This is a genomic window from Ruegeria sp. HKCCA5929, from assembly GCF_013034525.1.
In the GTDB taxonomy this organism is placed as follows: Bacteria; Pseudomonadota; Alphaproteobacteria; order Rhodobacterales; family Rhodobacteraceae; genus Ruegeria.
In genome coordinates, this window is sequence record NZ_WQGE01000005.1 from 332,694 (window position 1) to 347,744 (window position 15,051).

Below are 15,051 nucleotides of genomic sequence, written 5' to 3' on the forward strand. Positions count from 1 at the left end.
GTCCCTGATCCCGCCCACCCGTACAGTGCGATGCGTCGCGCCTGCGACTGCCCGTGGGATGGCATTGCAACGGCTGATCAGTGCGCTTTATGGTGCCAGATACATCCGAATTCCTAGCGAGACGCAAACGTCCCCAAAGCGGCGGCCTTCGGCCTTGTCCCGTGCTTTGGTGTGCAGATTACATGATACCCCGTAAAGAGTTTCATCGGCTTGAACACAGATTTGAAACCCTAAGCGCGTGAGCAAATCGAAAAGGCCCTTTCGTTCGGTACTGTCATTTTGTTTGTGGGCTTGTTGAAGTCAAAGTCCTCTTCTACTGCTAGTTGAACAGCGACGGAGGTTGGTATGGTACGTGTTCCTCTTGGACAGGCTTTGTTCTCTTCAAATCCTAATGGTCCAGACCCGGCGGACGTGGTTGATTGGTATCACCGAAGGTTGAAAGACTGTGATCAGGCTCAACGCGAGAACGGAGGGCTGCCGCGCCACGAGGTCTGGCGTGCACAGTATCTCCAGAACCCTTATCTTCTTTTGTGCTCGGATGAGGAGCTTCGAGAACGCTGGATTGATGTATTTGCGAACACAACAATTCTAACCGAAGATGGTATGATTGGAATGGACCCCGATGAGATTAAGAAACCCGGGTCCATGACGGAGGCATTTACGCATATGTTGGAAGCATGCAATGCGCGTGGCGGCGCTGAAGGCGACTTTATCGCTATGGGAAATGCTGAGATACAGAAGTACTTTGAGCACGGCGAACCGCCTGGCGTTTCCATGTTCAAAGGCATGCCAATGCGGCTAAAAAACTGTATCGTCAAATTTTCACGCCGCGAGTTTTTGGAGCCAATGCTCCGAGAGGGTCGGGTGAGACTTGCCCCGGCTAGCTACTACGCGCGTGGTGGGCATCTAAAATCCATACGAGACCTCGAAACACAGAAGACGTTAAGGATTCCGGCGATCAATGAAGCTCTCGCTGGAAAGACACATATAAACTACCAAGGAGCGAACCTTCCTATCGAAGGCGGTGCCATTACCATGCCCATAGTGGTTCCAGACTATTTTCTTTTCTCAACTTGCCTCAATCTGGATCGTCGGATGCCCACTGATTTCGAGGCCAATGCAGCACTCATCATTCGTGATGCACATAGCTTCTCGCGTCAGCTAAAGAAGGCATTTAAGAAAGAGTATGGTCAATCCGATGTTTACTGTGGGCCAGTAACATATTTTGATCCCTTCAGATGGCGTCCCAATGGGAAAATCCTTCCAGAGATGATGAAGCATTTTGCCTTTTCATATCAGAAAGAGTATCGAATAGCTGCTAGACCTATCGGCAATACATTCGACGCGGAGCCTATCTTCTTGCAAATTGGATCTATGCAGGACTATGCAGAAATTGTTCCGAGGCTATAAATTTCCGTTGCGACTGTTCCAAGCGCAAGGTCGGAAAATCAATAGCGGATGGGAACCTAGGAAAATTCTCTGCTCCTATAGACACCCATCCCCAACCCTGTTAAGTGCACCCAATCTTGCGGCCTCGGATTCGTTCCGGGGCCTCTGATATTTGTAACCGGGGACCTTCGGGGCCCTATACCCTTGGCACCTACGGGGGCCTATCACATAGCAGGGAAAACCCCTGCACTTGCTAAACGGAAGACAGAAAGCATGGCACTCAAGTCGTACAAGCCGACGACGCCGGGCCAGCGCGGGCTGGTGCTGATCGACCGTTCGGAGCTTTGGAAAGGACGTCCGGTCAAGTCTCTCACAGAGGGTTTGACCAAATCGGGCGGCCGGAACAACACCGGACGGATCACTTCACGCCGCCGCGGCGGTGGCGCAAAGCGTCTCTACCGGATCGTTGACTTCAAACGGAACAAATTTGATGTCGCGGCAACCGTCGAGCGGATCGAATATGACCCGAACCGGACCGCATTCATCGCACTGGTAAAATACGAAGACGGCGAGCAGGCATATATCCTGGCTCCGCAGCGTCTGGCTGTTGGTGACAAAGTCGTGGCATCCGCCAAGGCCGACATCAAGCCGGGCAACGCAATGCCGTTCTCGGGCATGCCCATTGGTACCATCGTCCACAACATCGAGATGAAGCCTGGCAAAGGCGGTCAGATCGCTCGTGCGGCTGGTACTTACGCTCAGTTCGTTGGTCGCGATGGCGGCTACGCTCAGATCCGTCTGAGCTCGGGCGAGCTGCGCATGGTCCGTCAGGAATGCATGGCCACCGTCGGTGCCGTGTCCAACCCCGACAACTCGAACCAGAACCTCGGTAAAGCCGGTCGTATGCGCCACAAAGGCGTGCGTCCGTCGGTTCGTGGTGTTGCAATGAACCCGATCGATCACCCGCACGGTGGTGGTGAAGGTCGTACCTCGGGTGGCCGTACACCGGTTACGCCGTGGGGTAAGGACACCAAGGGTAAGCGTACCCGCAACAAGAACAAAGCGTCCCAGAAGCTGATCATCCGCTCGCGGCACGCCAAGAAGAAGGGACGTTAATCTATGTCTCGCTCTGTTTGGAAGGGTCCTTTCGTCGATGCTTATGTGCTGAAAAAAGCCGAAGCAGCGCGCGAGTCGGGCCGCAACGAAGTCATCAAAATCTGGTCGCGTCGTTCCACCATTCTGCCCCAGTTCGTGGGTCTGACCTTTGGTGTGTACAACGGCCAGAAGCACATTCCCGTCAACGTCTCGGAAGACATGATTGGTCAGAAGTTCGGTGAATACTCGCCGACCCGCACCTATTATGGCCACGCCGCAGACAAAAAAGCGAAGCGGAAGTAAGTCATGGGCAAGGAAAAGAACCCCCGCCGCGTGGCTGAAAACGAAGCAATGGCGAAAACGCGCATGCTTCGCACCAGCCCGCAGAAACTGAACCTGGTTGCGCAAATGATCCGCGGCAAGAAAGTTGAGAAGGCTCTGACCGACCTGACTTTCAGCAACAAGCGTGTCGCGCAGGACGTCAAGAAGTGCCTGCAGTCCGCAATCGCGAATGCCGAAAACAACCACAACCTGGACGTTGACGAGCTGATCGTCGCCGAAGCATGGGTTGGCAAGAACCTGGTCATGAAGCGCGGTCGCCCGCGTGCCCGTGGCCGTTTCGGCAAGATCATGAAGCCGTTCTCGGAGATCACCATCAAGGTGCGTCAAGTTGAGGAGCAAGCCTAATGGGACATAAAGTCAATCCGATCGGCATGCGCCTTCAGGTCAACCGCACCTGGGACAGCCGCTGGTACGCTGATACCAAGGACTACGGTGATCTTCTGCTGGAAGACATCAAGATCCGTGAGTTCATCAACAAAGAGTGCAAGCAGGCCGGTGTTGCACGTGTGATCATCGAACGTCCGCACAAGAAGTGCCGCGTCACGATCCACACCGCACGTCCGGGTGTCATCATCGGCAAGAAAGGTGCAGACATTGAAGTTCTGCGCAAAAAGCTGGCCAAGATGACCGACAGCGAACTGCACCTGAACATCGTCGAAGTGCGCAAGCCGGAACTCGACGGTCAACTGGTTGCCGAGTCGATCGCTCAGCAGCTGGAACGCCGCGTCTCGTTCCGCCGCGCGATGAAGCGTGCCGTTCAGAACGCCATGCGCATGGGCGCCCTGGGTATCCGGGTGAACGTCGCTGGTCGTCTGGGTGGTGCCGAAATCGCACGGACCGAGTGGTACCGCGAAGGTCGCGTGCCTCTGCACACCCTGCGTGCCGACATCGATTACGCACATGCCGAAGCGATGACTCCCTACGGGATCATCGGGATCAAGGTCTGGATCTTCAAAGGTGAGATCATGGAGCACGATCCGCAGGCACGTGACCGTAAAGCACAGGAACTCCAGGATGGTCCGGCACCTCGCGGTGCAGGCGGCCGTCGCTAAGGGGGAATTGAGATGCTTCAACCAAAGCGTACAAAATTCCGCAAGATGCACAAAGGCCGGATCAAGGGTGAAGCCAAAGGCGGCTCTGATCTGAACTTTGGCACTTACGGTCTGAAAGCTCTGCAGCCTGAACGCGTCACAGCGCGTCAGATCGAAGCTGCACGTCGTGCCATGACCCGTCACATGAAACGTCAGGGTCGTGTCTGGATCCGTATCTTCCCCGACACTCCGGTCACTGCAAAGCCGATCGAAGTTCGTATGGGTAAAGGTAAGGGTTCGGTGGACCGCTGGGTTTGCAAGGTCAAGCCCGGTCGCGTGATGTTCGAGATCGACGGCGTCAATGACGACATCGCCCGCGAGGCCCTGCGCCTGGCTGCGATGAAGCTGCCGATCAAGACCCGTGTCGTGGTTCGCGAAGACTGGTAAGCGATTGGGGCTCAGGCCCTGTTCGTAAAAAGATTGACCCCCGTCGGGACACCGGCGGGGGTTTTTTGTTGGGGGCGCTGCCCCCGCCACGGCAAACCGCGCCTCCCCCGAGGTATTTTTAGCCAGATAAAAAATGGGTCCCTGCTTCATCTGGCCAAAAATATCTCGGAGCGCGAGGCAGAGCCTCGCAATTCCGCCATCGCCTTCCCCGCATCACTGGTCTAAGAGAGGACGCATGGCACAGATTGAATCACTTTTCGTTACCCGTCTCTATCGCGCAGCTTTGTCCGAATTTGGTCCCAAGATCGATGCAGAGGAGCTTGAAAATTCTTGCCTTGTGATCGCCGAAGACGACGAGGCCGGGCAGGATTGGTGCGAAGAAAACGGCTACCCCGGCTACACCAGCTATGCCTCGCTGACCGATCTGCCCTGGCGGTTCCCGATTTTTGCCGATCTGGTGAAAGTGCTGGATCAACACGTGGCGACCTTTGCCAAGGATCTGGAGTTTGATCTGGGTGAAGGGGAGCTGAAGCTTGAGGATCTTTGGATCAACATCCTGCCCGAAGGTGGTATGCACTCCAGCCACCTGCACCCGCACAGCGTGATCTCGGGCACGACCTATGTCGCGATGCCCGAAGGGGCGAGCGCGCTGAAACTGGAAGACCCGCGCTCAGGCCGCATGATGGCCGCGCCGACGCGGGTGAAAGGCGGACGGCGGGATTTGCAGCCGTTCATCTATATGAAGCCACAGGTAGGCGACGTCCTACTGTGGGAAAGCTGGCTGCGCCACGAGGTGCCGATGAACATGGCCGAGGACGAGCGGATCAGTGTCAGCTTCAACTACAAGTGGGATTGACCCCTGTATCAGGCATGCAATGGAAGTTGCGGCTCCGGTATTCTGGGGTGGCGCTTTGGTGTTGTTCCTATTGACGCTGTATCGAACAGGCTGGAATTTTCGAGAGAGCATCTTGAAGATGGTCGGATTGCGGGGGTTTGGCGACCTCACAACGCTTGAATTGGTTGTTTGGGCAGCAACAATGGGCGGAACGTTTTACGTATTCTTTCAGGTTTTGGAAGCGTGTAAAGATTTGTAGCGATCAATCAGTTTTTTGACCCGATAGATTCTCTCCAAACTTTCCCTTGCCACCCACCCCCTAAACCCTTATACGGCGGCATCCTGCAAGTCCCCCGGCCGAGTCGGGGGATTCGCATGTCTATCATTCATCCACCAGGTCCAAGGTGACCCTGCAAGGGGGCCTTCTGGTGTTTTGAGCAAAGGAAAAAGGCGATGAACGCCCAAGAACTGCGTGACAAGACCCCGGACCAGCTCCGCGAGGAACTGGCCAACCTGAAGAAAGAAAGCTTTAACCTGCGCTTTCAACAGGCAACCGGTCAGCTGGAAAATACAGCTGGTATCAAAGCGGCCCGCCGCAATGCTGCCCGCGTCAAAACCATTCTGAACGAAAAGGCCGCTGCCGCGGCATCGGAGGAGTAATCCTATGCCCAAGCGTATCCTGTCCGGAATCGTAACCAGCGACGCCAATGAGCAGACAGTGACTGTTTCGGTTGAACGCCGTTTCAAGCACCCGCTGCTGCAGAAAACCGTTCGTAAGTCCAAGAAATACCGGGCTCACGACGAAAAGAACGCCTTCAAGGTCGGCGACACCGTACGCATCATCGAATGCGCGCCGAAATCGAAGACGAAACGTTGGGAAGTTCTGGAAGCGTAAGCTTCCGGGATTTTTCATTTGTCGAAACCCTGGGGGATCTAATCAGACCAGCCCCCACAGGTCGGGAGAAACCACATGATCCAGATGCAGACCAATCTGGATGTTGCTGACAACTCCGGCGCACGCCGAGTTCAGTGCATCAAGGTCCTGGGTGGTTCCAAGCGTAAATACGCCTCCGTCGGCGACATCATTGTCGTCTCGGTGAAGGAAGCCATCCCGCGCGGCCGCGTAAAGAAAGGTGACGTCCGTAAGGCCGTCGTCGTACGCACCGCCAAAGAAGTCCGTCGCGAAGACGGCACCGCGATCCGTTTTGATCGCAACGCCGCCGTCATCCTGAACAACAACAACGAGCCAGTCGGTACCCGTATCTTTGGCCCCGTTGTTCGCGAACTGCGCGGCAAGAACTTCATGAAAATCATCTCGCTGGCTCCGGAGGTGCTGTAATCATGGCTGCTAAACTCCGCAAAGGCGACAAGGTCGTCGTACTGGCCGGCAAGGACAAGGGCAAAGAGGGAACCATTTCTTCGGTTGACCCAAAAGCCGGTAAAGCTGTTGTCGATGGCATCAACATCGCCATCCGCCACACCCGTCAGTCGCAAACCTCGCAAGGTGGTCGCCTGCCTCAGGCAAACCCGATCGAGCTGTCAAACCTGGCGCTGCTGGACAAGAACGGCAAAGCAACCCGCGTTGGCTTCCGCATGGAAGGTGACAAGAAGGTCCGCTTCGCTAAGACCACAGGGGACGTGATCGATGCTTGATAACGCAACCTACACCCCGCGTCTGAAAGCACAGTACGCTGAAACCATCCGTGCCGCTCTGAAAGAAGAGTTCGGCTACAAGAACGACATGCAGCTGCCCAAGCTGGAAAAAATCGTTCTGAACATCGGTTGTGGTGCTGAGGCGGTCAAAGACTCGAAGAAAGCAAAAGCTGCTGTCGAAGATCTGACTGCGATTGCTGGTCAACAGGCCGTTGCAACCAAGGCGAAGAAGTCGATCGCGGGTTTCCGCGTCCGTGAAGACATGCCGCTGGGTGCGAAAGTGACCCTGCGCGGTGACCGGATGTACGAATTCCTGGATCGTCTGATCACCATCGCGCTGCCGCGCGTTCGTGACTTCCGCGGTGTTAAGCCGTCTTTCGATGGTCGTGGCAACTTTGCCATGGGCATGAAAGAGCACATCGTATTCCCGGAAATCGACTTCGACAAAGTAGACGAAGTCTGGGGCCTGGACATCGTAATCACCACCACAGCGAAAACCGACGCTGAAGCGAAGAGCCTGTTGAAAGCATTCAACATGCCTTTCAACGCGTAAGCGCCGGGAGGATTGAGACATGGCTAAAAAAGCAATGATCGAACGCGAGAAAAAGCGCGAACGCCTGGTGGCCAAATATGCCGCAAAGCGTGCCGAGCTGAAAGAAATCGCGAATGACGAGAGCCGCCCGATGGAAGAGCGTTTCAAAGCGCGTCTGAAACTGGCGAAACTGCCGCGCAACAGCTCGGCTACACGTCTGCACAACCGTTGTCAGCTGACCGGTCGTCCCCACGCTTACTACCGTAAGCTGAAGGTCAGCCGTATCGCGCTGCGCGAGCTGGGTTCTGCTGGTCAGATCCCCGGCATGGTGAAATCGAGCTGGTAAGGGAGACATAGATATGAATGATCCTATCGGCGATATGCTCACCCGTATCCGCAACGCGCAAATGCGCGGCAAGTCCACCGTTTCCACCCCGGCTTCTAAGCTGCGTGGTTGGGTTCTGGACGTGCTGGCGGACGAAGGCTACATCCGTGGCTATGAAAAGACGACCGGTGCAAACGGTCATCCGGCCATCGAAATCAGCCTGAAATACTACGAAGGCACCCCTGTTATTCGCGAACTGAAGCGGGTCTCGAAACCCGGTCGTCGCGTATACATGGGCGTCAATGACATCCCGCAGGTCCGTCAGGGTCTGGGCGTGTCGATTGTCAGCACTCCGAAAGGTGTGATGTCGGACGCAAACGCTCGCTCCAACAATGTTGGCGGCGAAGTGCTCTGCACCGTCTTCTAAGGAGGTCTGCAATGTCTCGTATTGGTAAAAAACCGGTCGAGCTGCCCAGCGGCGTTACCGCCTCTGTGTCCGGCCAGACCATCGAAGTGAAAGGTCCGAAAGGCACCCGCAGCTTCACCGCCACCGACGACGTAACGCTGTCGGTTGAAGACAACGTGGTCAAGATCGACCCCCGTGGCATGTCCAAGCGTGCCCGCCAGCAGTGGGGCATGAGCCGCACCATGGTTGCCAACCTGGTAACCGGTGTGACCACAGGCTTCAAAAAAGAGCTGGAGATCCAGGGTGTTGGTTACCGGGCTCAGATGCAGGGCAACACCCTGAAGCTGAACCTGGGCTACAGCCACGATGTTGATTTCACTGCTCCGGAAGGTGTCACCATCACCGCACCGAAGCAGACCGAAATCGTTGTGGAAGGTATCGACCAGCAGCTGGTGGGCGAAACCGCGGCCAAAATCCGCGAGTGGCGCCGTCCCGAGCCGTACAAAGGCAAGGGCATCCGCTATAAGGGCGAGTTCATCTTCCGCAAGGAAGGCAAGAAGAAGTAAGGACGCAAACAATGGCAAACAGCAAAAGAACCCTGTTTCTGAAGCGCCGCCTGCGCGTTCGGAACAAACTTCGCAAAGTCAACGCCGGCCGTGTACGCTTGTCGGTTCACCGTTCGAACAAGAACATCAGCGTTCAGCTGATCGACGACGTTCGTGGCGTGACCCTGGCTTCGGCCTCGACCCTGGAAAAAGATCTGGGTGTTGTTGGCAAGAACAACGTCGAAGCGGCCACCAAAGTGGGCGCGGCCATCGCCGAGCGTGCCAAGAAGGCAGGCGTCGAAGAGGCCTATTTCGATCGTGGTGGCTTCCTGTTCCACGGCAAAGTGAAGGCTGTCGCCGACGCTGCGCGTGAAGGTGGTCTGAAGATCTAAGACTTGCGGGCAGCTTTGCGGCTGCCCCGATGATCCGGGGGCCTCGGCAACAGTCGGGGCTCACTTGGATTGAAGTAAACGGCGTCACAAGCGCCACATGAGAAAAGGGATGCCAAATGGCAGAACGTGAAAACCGTCGGGGCCGTGGCCGCGACCGTGAAGAAGCACCGGAATTTGCAGATCGTCTGGTCGCAATCAACCGCGTGTCGAAAACCGTAAAAGGTGGTAAGCGCTTTGGCTTCGCCGCTCTGGTGGTTGTCGGCGATCAGAAAGGCCGCGTCGGCTTTGGCAAAGGTAAAGCGAAAGAAGTACCTGAAGCCATCCGTAAAGCGACTGAACAAGCCAAGCGTCAGATGATCCGCGTGCAACTGCGCGAAGGTCGGACCCTGCACCACGACATCGAAGGCCGTCACGGCGCCGGTAAAGTGGTTATGCGTACCGCACCTGAAGGTACTGGTATCATCGCCGGTGGTCCGATGCGTGCCGTGTTCGAAATGCTGGGCGTCAAGGACGTTGTGTCCAAGTCGCTGGGCTCGCAGAACCCGTACAACATGATCCGCGCCACCATCAACGGCCTGCAGAAAGAGCAGAGCCCGCGTTCGGTTGCCGCACGTCGTGGCAAAAAAGTTGCCGACATCCTGCCGAAGCGGGACGAAGCACCTGCTGCTGCTGAAGCAGAAGCATAAGGAGAGCGACCCATGGCAAAAACCATCGTCGTCAAGCAGATCGGCTCCCCGATCCGCCGCCCCGCCGAACAGCGCGCAACCCTGATCGGTTTGGGTCTGAACAAGATGCACAAAACCCGTGAGCTGGAAGATACTCCTTCGGTTCGCGGCATGATCCGCAAGATCCCGCATCTGGTAGAGATCGTCGAAGAGCGCGGCTAAGCGCAAAATCTTCGCAGAGTTTGAAACGCCCCTGACTTCGGTCCGGGGTGTTTTTTTTGGTAAGCGAAACCTGGACACCCAACCAACACCAATTTGCATTACAACAACACCGCGCCCAAGGCAGTAGATGCAACGAGGTACGCAAAATACCTTGAATTCTTTCGAAAAGTTCAAAGGCTAATCTTTTCCGAAATCGGGGCGAAATACCGCCAGTCGCTTCCCTTGGGAGAAAGACGAATGGTTCAGCCTGCGTCGAGTCTAAGCAGCCAGAGATAATTCATCCCCCTAAAAACCTCTTTAGGTAGATCGAACAGAAACACCCGTATTTAGCGTTAAGCGCAGACACGTACATGTCGCCCAACTGTTATTCCCTTGGTGCATATCGGCTAGACCGAAACTTCCGTTGTTAGCGATAACCATCGTCCTTATCTCAGCCTTGTCCAAATAAGGAACACAAGAAGGAAACGTCAAGGAATACGCCTTGATTTGAGAAAGGAACAAAAGAATGACAACTGCTACACTGACACATTCAGGCTTGAACTTTACCGCACGGATTACGGACATGATCGAACGCGTGAAAGCCGCGCGTGCCCGTGCTGCCGAGTACCAGCGCACATTTTCCGAGCTGCAACGTCTGAGCAACCGCGAACTCGATGACATCGGCGTCCGTCGTTGTGACATCGCGGATATCGCACACAAGCATGTCTACTGTTCGTAAATTCGAACACCCGGAAGCAAGACACAAAGGCGCCAGAGGGCGCCTTTTTTGTGTCACGCATTTGTGCTCTCTGAATGGCTAGAACGAGCGCCACAGCGGGGGGAAACTCCTTGTAGATCGTAATGCAGCTGTACGAAGCTAAAAACCGGCTCTATGTCGCTTTCGAACCGTTGGCGTCCCGCACTATGCGTTTCGCCGATCCGTGGCCTGCTGGACACCCTACCCCAAAGACCGCCTACGGCAGAGTGGTTCTGACTCCACTGCAACCCGCTGCTTGAGCTTGATATGGCCCAGCACCTCACGAAACGCACGGTGCTTGGGTTTGCCTTCCAGATAATCCGCCAGTTTGAGCAGGTTGATCGGATGCTTCTTAACAAGCGTTTCGATCCGCTGCACAGCATCGTCCAACGCATAGTGGTCCACGAACTGGCAAGCCACCTGCGTTGGGGTCAGCAGACAATAGTCCTGAGCCCGCTTGTCCGTATAGCGCGTGATGTCGAAGGGCGACGCTCCAAGGGCATGGAACTTTGGAACATGTACGCGCATGTCCGCTTTGACGTGCTCCAACACCGTGCCGGAGGTCTGACGGAACCCCAGCGGGCCAAGCTTGCCGACGACATGGCGACGCATCGCCGGAGAGATCATGTCCACATCCGCCCGGTCGTATTTCAGATCATCGAAAACCGACAAAAGCCCCAAATGCTCGTCAGCAATCTGGAAATAAGGTTCGGTGCTGAATGCTCGCATCCGTTCCAGCACCTGCGCCCGCTCAATTTCAGGGTCCGAAACGAAATCGGCCCCGGCGGGTTGAACCGCCGAGGCCGTAAATAGTCGCAGTAAGCGTCGGATCAAAGACCGGTGCTCACGTCGATTGTGTTGCCCTCTTCCAGGGTCACATATGCTTTTTTGACGTCCTTCCGACGGCCCAGCTGGCCGCGGAACCGCTTGACCTTGCCTTTGGTCACGGTGGTGTTCACCGCTTTGACCTTCACACCAAACAGCGCCTCAACGGCCTCTTTGATCTGCGGCTTGTTGCTGTCGATCGCCACTTCAAAGACAACCGCGCCGTTTTCGGACGCCATGGTCGACTTTTCGGTGATGATCGGCTTGCGGATCACGTCGTAGTGTTCTGCCTTCGCGCTCATTTCAGACGAGCCTCCAGTGCTTCGACAGCCGCTTTGGTGAGCACCAGGGTGTCACGCTTGAGGATGTCATAAACGTTTGCACCCATCGACGGCAGGATATCCAGACCTTCGATGTTGCGCGACGCCTTCAGGAAACCTTCGTTCACGGTCGCGCCGTCGATGACCAGAGCGCGTTTCCAGCCCAGGTTTGCAACCTGTTTGGCCAGTGCGGCGGTCTTGCCTTCGGCTTCGGCGTTCTCGATCACAACCAGTTCACCTGCTTTGGCTTTGGCCGACAGAGCGTGGCGCAGGCCAAGCTTGCGGAACTTCTTCGGCAGGTCGTGGCCGTGCGAACGAGGGGTCGGGCCCTTGTAGATACCACCCTTGCGGAAGATCGGCGCGTTGCGGTCACCATGGCGTGCGCCACCGGTGCCCTTCTGGCGATAGATCTTCTTGGTCGAGTAGCTGGTTTCCGAGCGGGTCTTGACCTTGTGGGTGCCGGCCTGCGCGTTGTTGCGCTGCCAACGGACCACACGGTGCAGGATGTCCGCACGCGGCTCGAGACCGAACAGATCGGCGTTCAGCTCGATGTCGCCGGCTTTGCCGCCGTCCAGTTTGATTACATCAAGTTTCATGCTTCACCACCTTCCGCGGGAGCTTCTTCCGCAGGTGCTTCGGTTGCAGCCGATTTCACAGCAGCCGGGAAAGGCAGGCCTTCCGGTGCTTTCTTCTTCACGGCGTCCTTGACGGTGACCCAGCCTGATTTCGGTCCGGGAACGGCGCCTTTGATGAAGACCAGGTTCCGGTCGGCGTCGGTTTTGACAACTTCCAGGTTCTGGGTGGTTACACGGGCAGCACCCATGTGACCGGCCATCTTCTTGCCTTTGAACACCTTGCCCGGATCCTGACACTGACCGGTCGAACCGTGCGAACGGTGGCTGATCGAAACACCGTGCGAGGCGCGCAGACCACCGAAGTTGTGGCGCTTCATTGCACCGGCAAAGCCTTTACCGATCGAGGTACCCGAAACGTCAACTTTCTGACCTTCCAGGAAGTGTTCTGCCGAAATCTCGGCGCCCACTTCGATCAGGCCATCTTCAGAGACGCGGAACTCAGCCAGCTTACGCTTGGGCTCAACCTTGGCAGCGGCGTAGTGACCGCGCATGGCTTTCGAGGTGCGTTTTGCCTTGGCAGCACCGGCGCCCAGCTGAACGGCAGTGTAGCCATCTTTGTCAGCGGTACGCTGTGCAACAACCTGCAGGTTGTCCAGGTGAAGCACGGTCACAGGGATCTGCTTGCCGTCTTCCATGAACAGGCGGGTCATGCCAACTTTTTTTGCGATAATACCAGAGCGCATAATCTATACCCTCCGATCTTACGACTGCAGCTTGATCTCGACGTCCACACCAGCAGCGAGGTCGAGCTTCATCAGCGCGTCAACGGTCTGGGGGGTCGGATCAACGATGTCCAAGAGACGCTTGTGCGTGCGGATCTCGAACTGGTCGCGGGATTTCTTGTCAACGTGAGGGCCACGGAGAACCGTGAACTTCTCAATCTTGTTCGGCAGCGGGATCGGGCCGCGCACGTTCGCGCCGGTCCGCTTGGCAGTGTTGACGATCTCTTGCGTGCTGGCATCCAGAACGCGATAGTCAAATGCCTTCAGCCGAATACGGATGTTTTGGCTTTGCATAGATACAGCCTTTTTTCAGGCGTTGAGGTTGAGAGGAGGACAGACGCGCATCGCCAACCCTCTTCGAACCCAAAAGGCGGGAATCACCCCGCCTTGATGTTCTTGTTGAGAACTCGCGCGTATTAGTGGGATTGGTCGGGTTTTGCAAGGGGGTTTCTGTGCAAACTGGATGCCTCACAAAACCGGATCAGAGATCCGAAACACCTAGGTGCATTCTACATAAGATCCGTCAGGAGCAACTCTCTTGAACAGATCACTCATCGTGCGCATAGACCCTCACGCCCAGGATTAAACCCAATATGTCAGCGCCAATGGCAGAACCAGCAGCGTCGTCAGGGTTGACAAGAGGATAAATCCCGCCACGTCCGGTGCTCTGTCGGGCTGGTACTGGTCTGCGAAAAGATAGTTCGCGACGGACGAAGGCATCAAACAGCACAGGATAACGACGCCGCGCTCAGTACCAATGAAGCCAAATAGCCAAGTCGCAAACAAGGCCACGGCAACTGCGATGCCTAAATGAACAATGGTCAACACACTCGCTTGCCGCACATCTCTTATCTGAAAAGAAGCCAAGGTATGCCCCATCGTCAAAAGGAGCAGCGGGATCGTTAAACCACCCAAAATATTGAAACTCGATTCCAGTGGCTTTGGCAGGCTGAATCCGGTGAAAACAACGCCCAAAGCGATGATCGCCGCGTATATAACCGGAGAAGTGATCAGCCTTTTTATCGAAATAGAACCGGATGGAATCCATATTCCGATGGAAAACATGCAAAGAAGAATGACCACGACAAAGCCCATTGCATAGGCCAACCCTTCTCCGCCAAAGGCCAGCAATGTGACCGGCAGCCCTATGCCCCCGATGTTTCCGTACATTAACGGGCCGAGGAAAACGGGCACAGAGTATCCTAGCACTCTGAGGGCAATAAAACTCAGCGCGGCGAAACCAGCAACGATTGTCGCTGCTGCGGCCATCACCGTCAGAAAGGTGTTTGCATCGATCTGCGCCGTTGAAAGATGCGATATAACAAGCGTGGGAAAGCCGACACGCGATATCAGCCCGTTTATCACTTTGTTGTCGAAGGGCACTTTGAACAGAGCCAGACAGTATCCTATGCCCGCACAGATCAGAACGGGTAGAATGATATTGAAAACATTCAGGAATACATGTTCGAGATGTGTAATCATCGCAGTTTCCGACCCTGTTAGCAGAGTGCGCGTTCAAATCTGAAGAACACTGTACCAACGTCGACATTGTGGCAAGGTCTGGCGTTCGAGCTGCTGGTTAACAGTGCTCCGCGAAGTGCGTGGTACTGCGCTGTTTCTGATTTGCCCCGAGCTTCGGCACAAGTCACCCGTTCTGGACAGTTTCCGTTGGATTAGCCGCAAGACATTTCGACGAATAGCCTCTGCCTCATGTGTTCGCCCGGTTGGCACAAAATGTACACGCTTGAAATGGTAGAAAAGAAAAAGGCCGCCCCGATTTGGGACGGCCTTCTTTAGTTCACCGATGTGCCGGGCTGAAGCCCGGCCTACCGATTATTCAATGATCTTCGACACAACGCCCGCGCCGACGGTGCGGCCGCCTTCGCGGATCGCGAAGCGCAGGCCCTGCTCCATCGCGATCGGTGCGATCAGCT

At 55.8% G+C, this 15,051-nt stretch carries 26 protein-coding genes; 19 read left to right on the forward strand and 7 right to left on the reverse strand.

Translation table 11 applies throughout. The features are described 5' to 3' along the window. The first annotated feature begins 345 nt into the window (after positions 1-345). The 19 genes from GOV90_RS14510 to GOV90_RS14600 all read left to right on the forward strand — a co-directional run bounded on the left by GOV90_RS14510 (position 346) and on the right by GOV90_RS14600 (position 10,597). Complete coding sequence (locus GOV90_RS14510) at positions 346-1,410, forward strand: hypothetical protein (protein ID WP_171091995.1); 1,065 nt, start codon at positions 346-348, stop codon at positions 1,408-1,410. Positions 1,411-1,662: 252 nt separating this feature from the next. Continuing rightward, complete coding sequence (rplB, locus tag GOV90_RS14515) at positions 1,663-2,505, forward strand: 50S ribosomal protein L2 (RefSeq protein WP_008757664.1); 843 nt, start codon at positions 1,663-1,665, stop codon at positions 2,503-2,505. A 3-nt stretch (positions 2,506-2,508) separates the two neighbouring features. Continuing rightward, positions 2,509-2,787, forward strand: coding sequence for a 30S ribosomal protein S19 (gene rpsS / locus GOV90_RS14520; protein WP_005980699.1), 279 nt, complete (start codon positions 2,509-2,511; stop codon positions 2,785-2,787). Positions 2,788-2,790: 3 nt separating this feature from the next. Beyond that, a complete protein-coding gene (gene rplV / locus GOV90_RS14525) occupies positions 2,791-3,171 on the forward strand; it encodes a 50S ribosomal protein L22 (protein ID WP_039538267.1) in 381 nt (126 codons plus the stop codon). Beyond that, positions 3,171-3,878 carry a 30S ribosomal protein S3 gene (gene rpsC, locus GOV90_RS14530; protein WP_171091997.1) on the forward strand — a complete coding sequence of 236 codons (708 nt, stop codon included), beginning with the start codon at positions 3,171-3,173 and terminating at the stop codon, positions 3,876-3,878. The genes rplV and rpsC overlap by 1 nt, the downstream gene beginning before the upstream one ends. A gap of 12 nt (positions 3,879-3,890) precedes the next feature. After that, positions 3,891-4,304, forward strand: a complete 414-nt coding sequence (gene rplP / locus GOV90_RS14535) for a 50S ribosomal protein L16 (protein ID WP_117872242.1) — start codon at positions 3,891-3,893, stop codon at positions 4,302-4,304. 235 nt (positions 4,305-4,539) lie between these two features. Next, positions 4,540-5,160 carry a 2OG-Fe(II) oxygenase family protein gene (locus tag GOV90_RS14540; protein WP_171091999.1) on the forward strand — a complete coding sequence of 207 codons (621 nt, stop codon included), beginning with the start codon at positions 4,540-4,542 and terminating at the stop codon, positions 5,158-5,160. A gap of 432 nt (positions 5,161-5,592) precedes the next feature. Continuing rightward, on the forward strand, positions 5,593-5,799 hold the full coding sequence (gene rpmC / locus GOV90_RS14545; protein WP_010437082.1) for a 50S ribosomal protein L29: 207 nt from the start codon (positions 5,593-5,595) through the stop codon (positions 5,797-5,799). Positions 5,800-5,803: 4 nt separating this feature from the next. Beyond that, positions 5,804-6,034, forward strand: a complete 231-nt coding sequence (gene rpsQ / locus GOV90_RS14550; RefSeq protein ID WP_171092001.1) for a 30S ribosomal protein S17 — start codon at positions 5,804-5,806, stop codon at positions 6,032-6,034. A 75-nt stretch (positions 6,035-6,109) separates the two neighbouring features. Continuing rightward, on the forward strand, positions 6,110-6,478 hold the full coding sequence (gene rplN, locus GOV90_RS14555; protein WP_008757934.1) for a 50S ribosomal protein L14: 369 nt from the start codon (positions 6,110-6,112) through the stop codon (positions 6,476-6,478). 2 nt (positions 6,479-6,480) lie between these two features. Continuing rightward, complete coding sequence (rplX, locus tag GOV90_RS14560) at positions 6,481-6,792, forward strand: 50S ribosomal protein L24 (protein WP_171092002.1); 312 nt, start codon at positions 6,481-6,483, stop codon at positions 6,790-6,792. Continuing rightward, positions 6,785-7,345 (forward strand): 50S ribosomal protein L5, encoded by a 561-nt coding sequence (gene rplE, locus GOV90_RS14565; RefSeq protein ID WP_171092004.1) that lies wholly within the window; start codon positions 6,785-6,787, stop codon positions 7,343-7,345. The genes rplX and rplE overlap by 8 nt, the downstream gene beginning before the upstream one ends. 19 nt (positions 7,346-7,364) lie before the next feature. Next, the gene (gene rpsN / locus GOV90_RS14570; RefSeq protein ID WP_068340744.1) at positions 7,365-7,670 is read left to right on the forward strand and encodes a 30S ribosomal protein S14; all 306 of its coding nucleotides are present in this window, start codon (positions 7,365-7,367) and stop codon (positions 7,668-7,670) included. A 13-nt stretch (positions 7,671-7,683) separates the two neighbouring features. Next, complete coding sequence (gene rpsH / locus GOV90_RS14575) at positions 7,684-8,076, forward strand: 30S ribosomal protein S8 (protein ID WP_170373360.1); 393 nt, start codon at positions 7,684-7,686, stop codon at positions 8,074-8,076. 11 nt (positions 8,077-8,087) lie between these two features. Continuing rightward, positions 8,088-8,621, forward strand: a complete 534-nt coding sequence (gene rplF / locus GOV90_RS14580; protein ID WP_170467582.1) for a 50S ribosomal protein L6 — start codon at positions 8,088-8,090, stop codon at positions 8,619-8,621. 11 nt (positions 8,622-8,632) lie between these two features. Next, positions 8,633-8,992 (forward strand): 50S ribosomal protein L18, encoded by a 360-nt coding sequence (gene rplR, locus GOV90_RS14585; RefSeq protein ID WP_039523386.1) that lies wholly within the window; start codon positions 8,633-8,635, stop codon positions 8,990-8,992. A 116-nt stretch (positions 8,993-9,108) separates the two neighbouring features. Then, a complete protein-coding gene (rpsE, locus tag GOV90_RS14590) occupies positions 9,109-9,678 on the forward strand; it encodes a 30S ribosomal protein S5 (protein ID WP_155148691.1) in 570 nt (189 codons plus the stop codon). Between the two features lie 12 nt (positions 9,679-9,690). Beyond that, positions 9,691-9,879 (forward strand): 50S ribosomal protein L30, encoded by a 189-nt coding sequence (rpmD, locus tag GOV90_RS14595; RefSeq protein ID WP_050605831.1) that lies wholly within the window; start codon positions 9,691-9,693, stop codon positions 9,877-9,879. Positions 9,880-10,384: 505 nt separating this feature from the next. Beyond that, a complete protein-coding gene (locus tag GOV90_RS14600; protein WP_171092005.1) occupies positions 10,385-10,597 on the forward strand; it encodes a DUF1127 domain-containing protein in 213 nt (70 codons plus the stop codon). Positions 10,598-10,816: 219 nt separating this feature from the next. Here the strand turns inward: GOV90_RS14600 and GOV90_RS14605 are convergent, their stop codons facing one another. The 7 genes from GOV90_RS14605 to GOV90_RS14635 form a co-directional block, all read right to left on the reverse strand. After that, a complete protein-coding gene (locus tag GOV90_RS14605) occupies positions 10,817-11,449 on the reverse strand; it encodes a hypothetical protein (RefSeq protein ID WP_171092006.1) in 633 nt (210 codons plus the stop codon). Next, positions 11,446-11,742 carry a 50S ribosomal protein L23 gene (locus tag GOV90_RS14610; RefSeq protein ID WP_008757532.1) on the reverse strand — a complete coding sequence of 99 codons (297 nt, stop codon included), beginning with the start codon at positions 11,740-11,742 and terminating at the stop codon, positions 11,446-11,448. The genes GOV90_RS14605 and GOV90_RS14610 overlap by 4 nt, the downstream gene beginning before the upstream one ends. After that, entirely contained in the window at positions 11,739-12,356 is a 618-nt protein-coding gene (rplD, locus tag GOV90_RS14615) for a 50S ribosomal protein L4 (protein ID WP_155148664.1), read from the reverse strand. Before rplD ends, GOV90_RS14610 begins: the two co-directional genes overlap by 4 nt. After that, the gene (gene rplC, locus GOV90_RS14620; protein ID WP_170574972.1) at positions 12,353-13,078 is read right to left on the reverse strand and encodes a 50S ribosomal protein L3; all 726 of its coding nucleotides are present in this window, start codon (positions 13,076-13,078) and stop codon (positions 12,353-12,355) included. The genes rplD and rplC overlap by 4 nt, the downstream gene beginning before the upstream one ends. Positions 13,079-13,096: 18 nt before the next feature. Further along, a complete protein-coding gene (rpsJ, locus tag GOV90_RS14625; protein WP_008756422.1) occupies positions 13,097-13,411 on the reverse strand; it encodes a 30S ribosomal protein S10 in 315 nt (104 codons plus the stop codon). Positions 13,412-13,699: 288 nt separating this feature from the next. Further along, positions 13,700-14,500 carry an AEC family transporter gene (locus GOV90_RS14630; RefSeq protein ID WP_256367986.1) on the reverse strand — a complete coding sequence of 267 codons (801 nt, stop codon included), beginning with the start codon at positions 14,498-14,500 and terminating at the stop codon, positions 13,700-13,702. Positions 14,501-14,950: 450 nt separating this feature from the next. After that, positions 14,951-15,051 (reverse strand): hypothetical protein (locus GOV90_RS14635; protein WP_216602326.1); only part of this gene is annotated, 101 nt, incomplete at its 5' end.

Excerpts from the sequence above, each read along its gene's own strand:
- rplB (WP_008757664.1), top strand. The coding sequence starts at position 1,663 with ATGGCACTCAAGTCGTACAAGCCGACGACGCCGGGCCAGCGCGGGCTG.
- rplC (WP_170574972.1), bottom strand. The coding sequence starts at position 13,078 with ATGCGCTCTGGTATTATCGCAAAAAAAGTTGGCATGACCCGCCTGTTC.
- rplE (WP_171092004.1), top strand. The coding sequence starts at position 6,785 with ATGCTTGATAACGCAACCTACACCCCGCGTCTGAAAGCACAGTACGCT.
- rplP (WP_117872242.1), top strand. The coding sequence starts at position 3,891 with ATGCTTCAACCAAAGCGTACAAAATTCCGCAAGATGCACAAAGGCCGG.
- rplF (WP_170467582.1), top strand. The coding sequence starts at position 8,088 with ATGTCTCGTATTGGTAAAAAACCGGTCGAGCTGCCCAGCGGCGTTACC.
- rpsC (WP_171091997.1), top strand. The coding sequence starts at position 3,171 with ATGGGACATAAAGTCAATCCGATCGGCATGCGCCTTCAGGTCAACCGC.
- rpsH (WP_170373360.1), top strand. The coding sequence starts at position 7,684 with ATGAATGATCCTATCGGCGATATGCTCACCCGTATCCGCAACGCGCAA.
- GOV90_RS14610 (WP_008757532.1), bottom strand. The coding sequence starts at position 11,742 with ATGAGCGCGAAGGCAGAACACTACGACGTGATCCGCAAGCCGATCATC.
- rpmD (WP_050605831.1), top strand. The coding sequence starts at position 9,691 with ATGGCAAAAACCATCGTCGTCAAGCAGATCGGCTCCCCGATCCGCCGC.
- rpsS (WP_005980699.1), top strand. The coding sequence starts at position 2,509 with ATGTCTCGCTCTGTTTGGAAGGGTCCTTTCGTCGATGCTTATGTGCTG.
- rplR (WP_039523386.1), top strand. The coding sequence starts at position 8,633 with ATGGCAAACAGCAAAAGAACCCTGTTTCTGAAGCGCCGCCTGCGCGTT.
- rplV (WP_039538267.1), top strand. The coding sequence starts at position 2,791 with ATGGGCAAGGAAAAGAACCCCCGCCGCGTGGCTGAAAACGAAGCAATG.
- rpsE (WP_155148691.1), top strand. The coding sequence starts at position 9,109 with ATGGCAGAACGTGAAAACCGTCGGGGCCGTGGCCGCGACCGTGAAGAA.
- rpsJ (WP_008756422.1), bottom strand. The coding sequence starts at position 13,411 with ATGCAAAGCCAAAACATCCGTATTCGGCTGAAGGCATTTGACTATCGC.
- rpsQ (WP_171092001.1), top strand. The coding sequence starts at position 5,804 with ATGCCCAAGCGTATCCTGTCCGGAATCGTAACCAGCGACGCCAATGAG.
- GOV90_RS14600 (WP_171092005.1), top strand. The coding sequence starts at position 10,385 with ATGACAACTGCTACACTGACACATTCAGGCTTGAACTTTACCGCACGG.
- GOV90_RS14540 (WP_171091999.1), top strand. The coding sequence starts at position 4,540 with ATGGCACAGATTGAATCACTTTTCGTTACCCGTCTCTATCGCGCAGCT.
- rplN (WP_008757934.1), top strand. The coding sequence starts at position 6,110 with ATGATCCAGATGCAGACCAATCTGGATGTTGCTGACAACTCCGGCGCA.
- rpmC (WP_010437082.1), top strand. The coding sequence starts at position 5,593 with ATGAACGCCCAAGAACTGCGTGACAAGACCCCGGACCAGCTCCGCGAG.
- GOV90_RS14510 (WP_171091995.1), top strand. The coding sequence starts at position 346 with ATGGTACGTGTTCCTCTTGGACAGGCTTTGTTCTCTTCAAATCCTAAT.
- rpsN (WP_068340744.1), top strand. The coding sequence starts at position 7,365 with ATGGCTAAAAAAGCAATGATCGAACGCGAGAAAAAGCGCGAACGCCTG.
- rplD (WP_155148664.1), bottom strand. The coding sequence starts at position 12,356 with ATGAAACTTGATGTAATCAAACTGGACGGCGGCAAAGCCGGCGACATC.
- rplX (WP_171092002.1), top strand. The coding sequence starts at position 6,481 with ATGGCTGCTAAACTCCGCAAAGGCGACAAGGTCGTCGTACTGGCCGGC.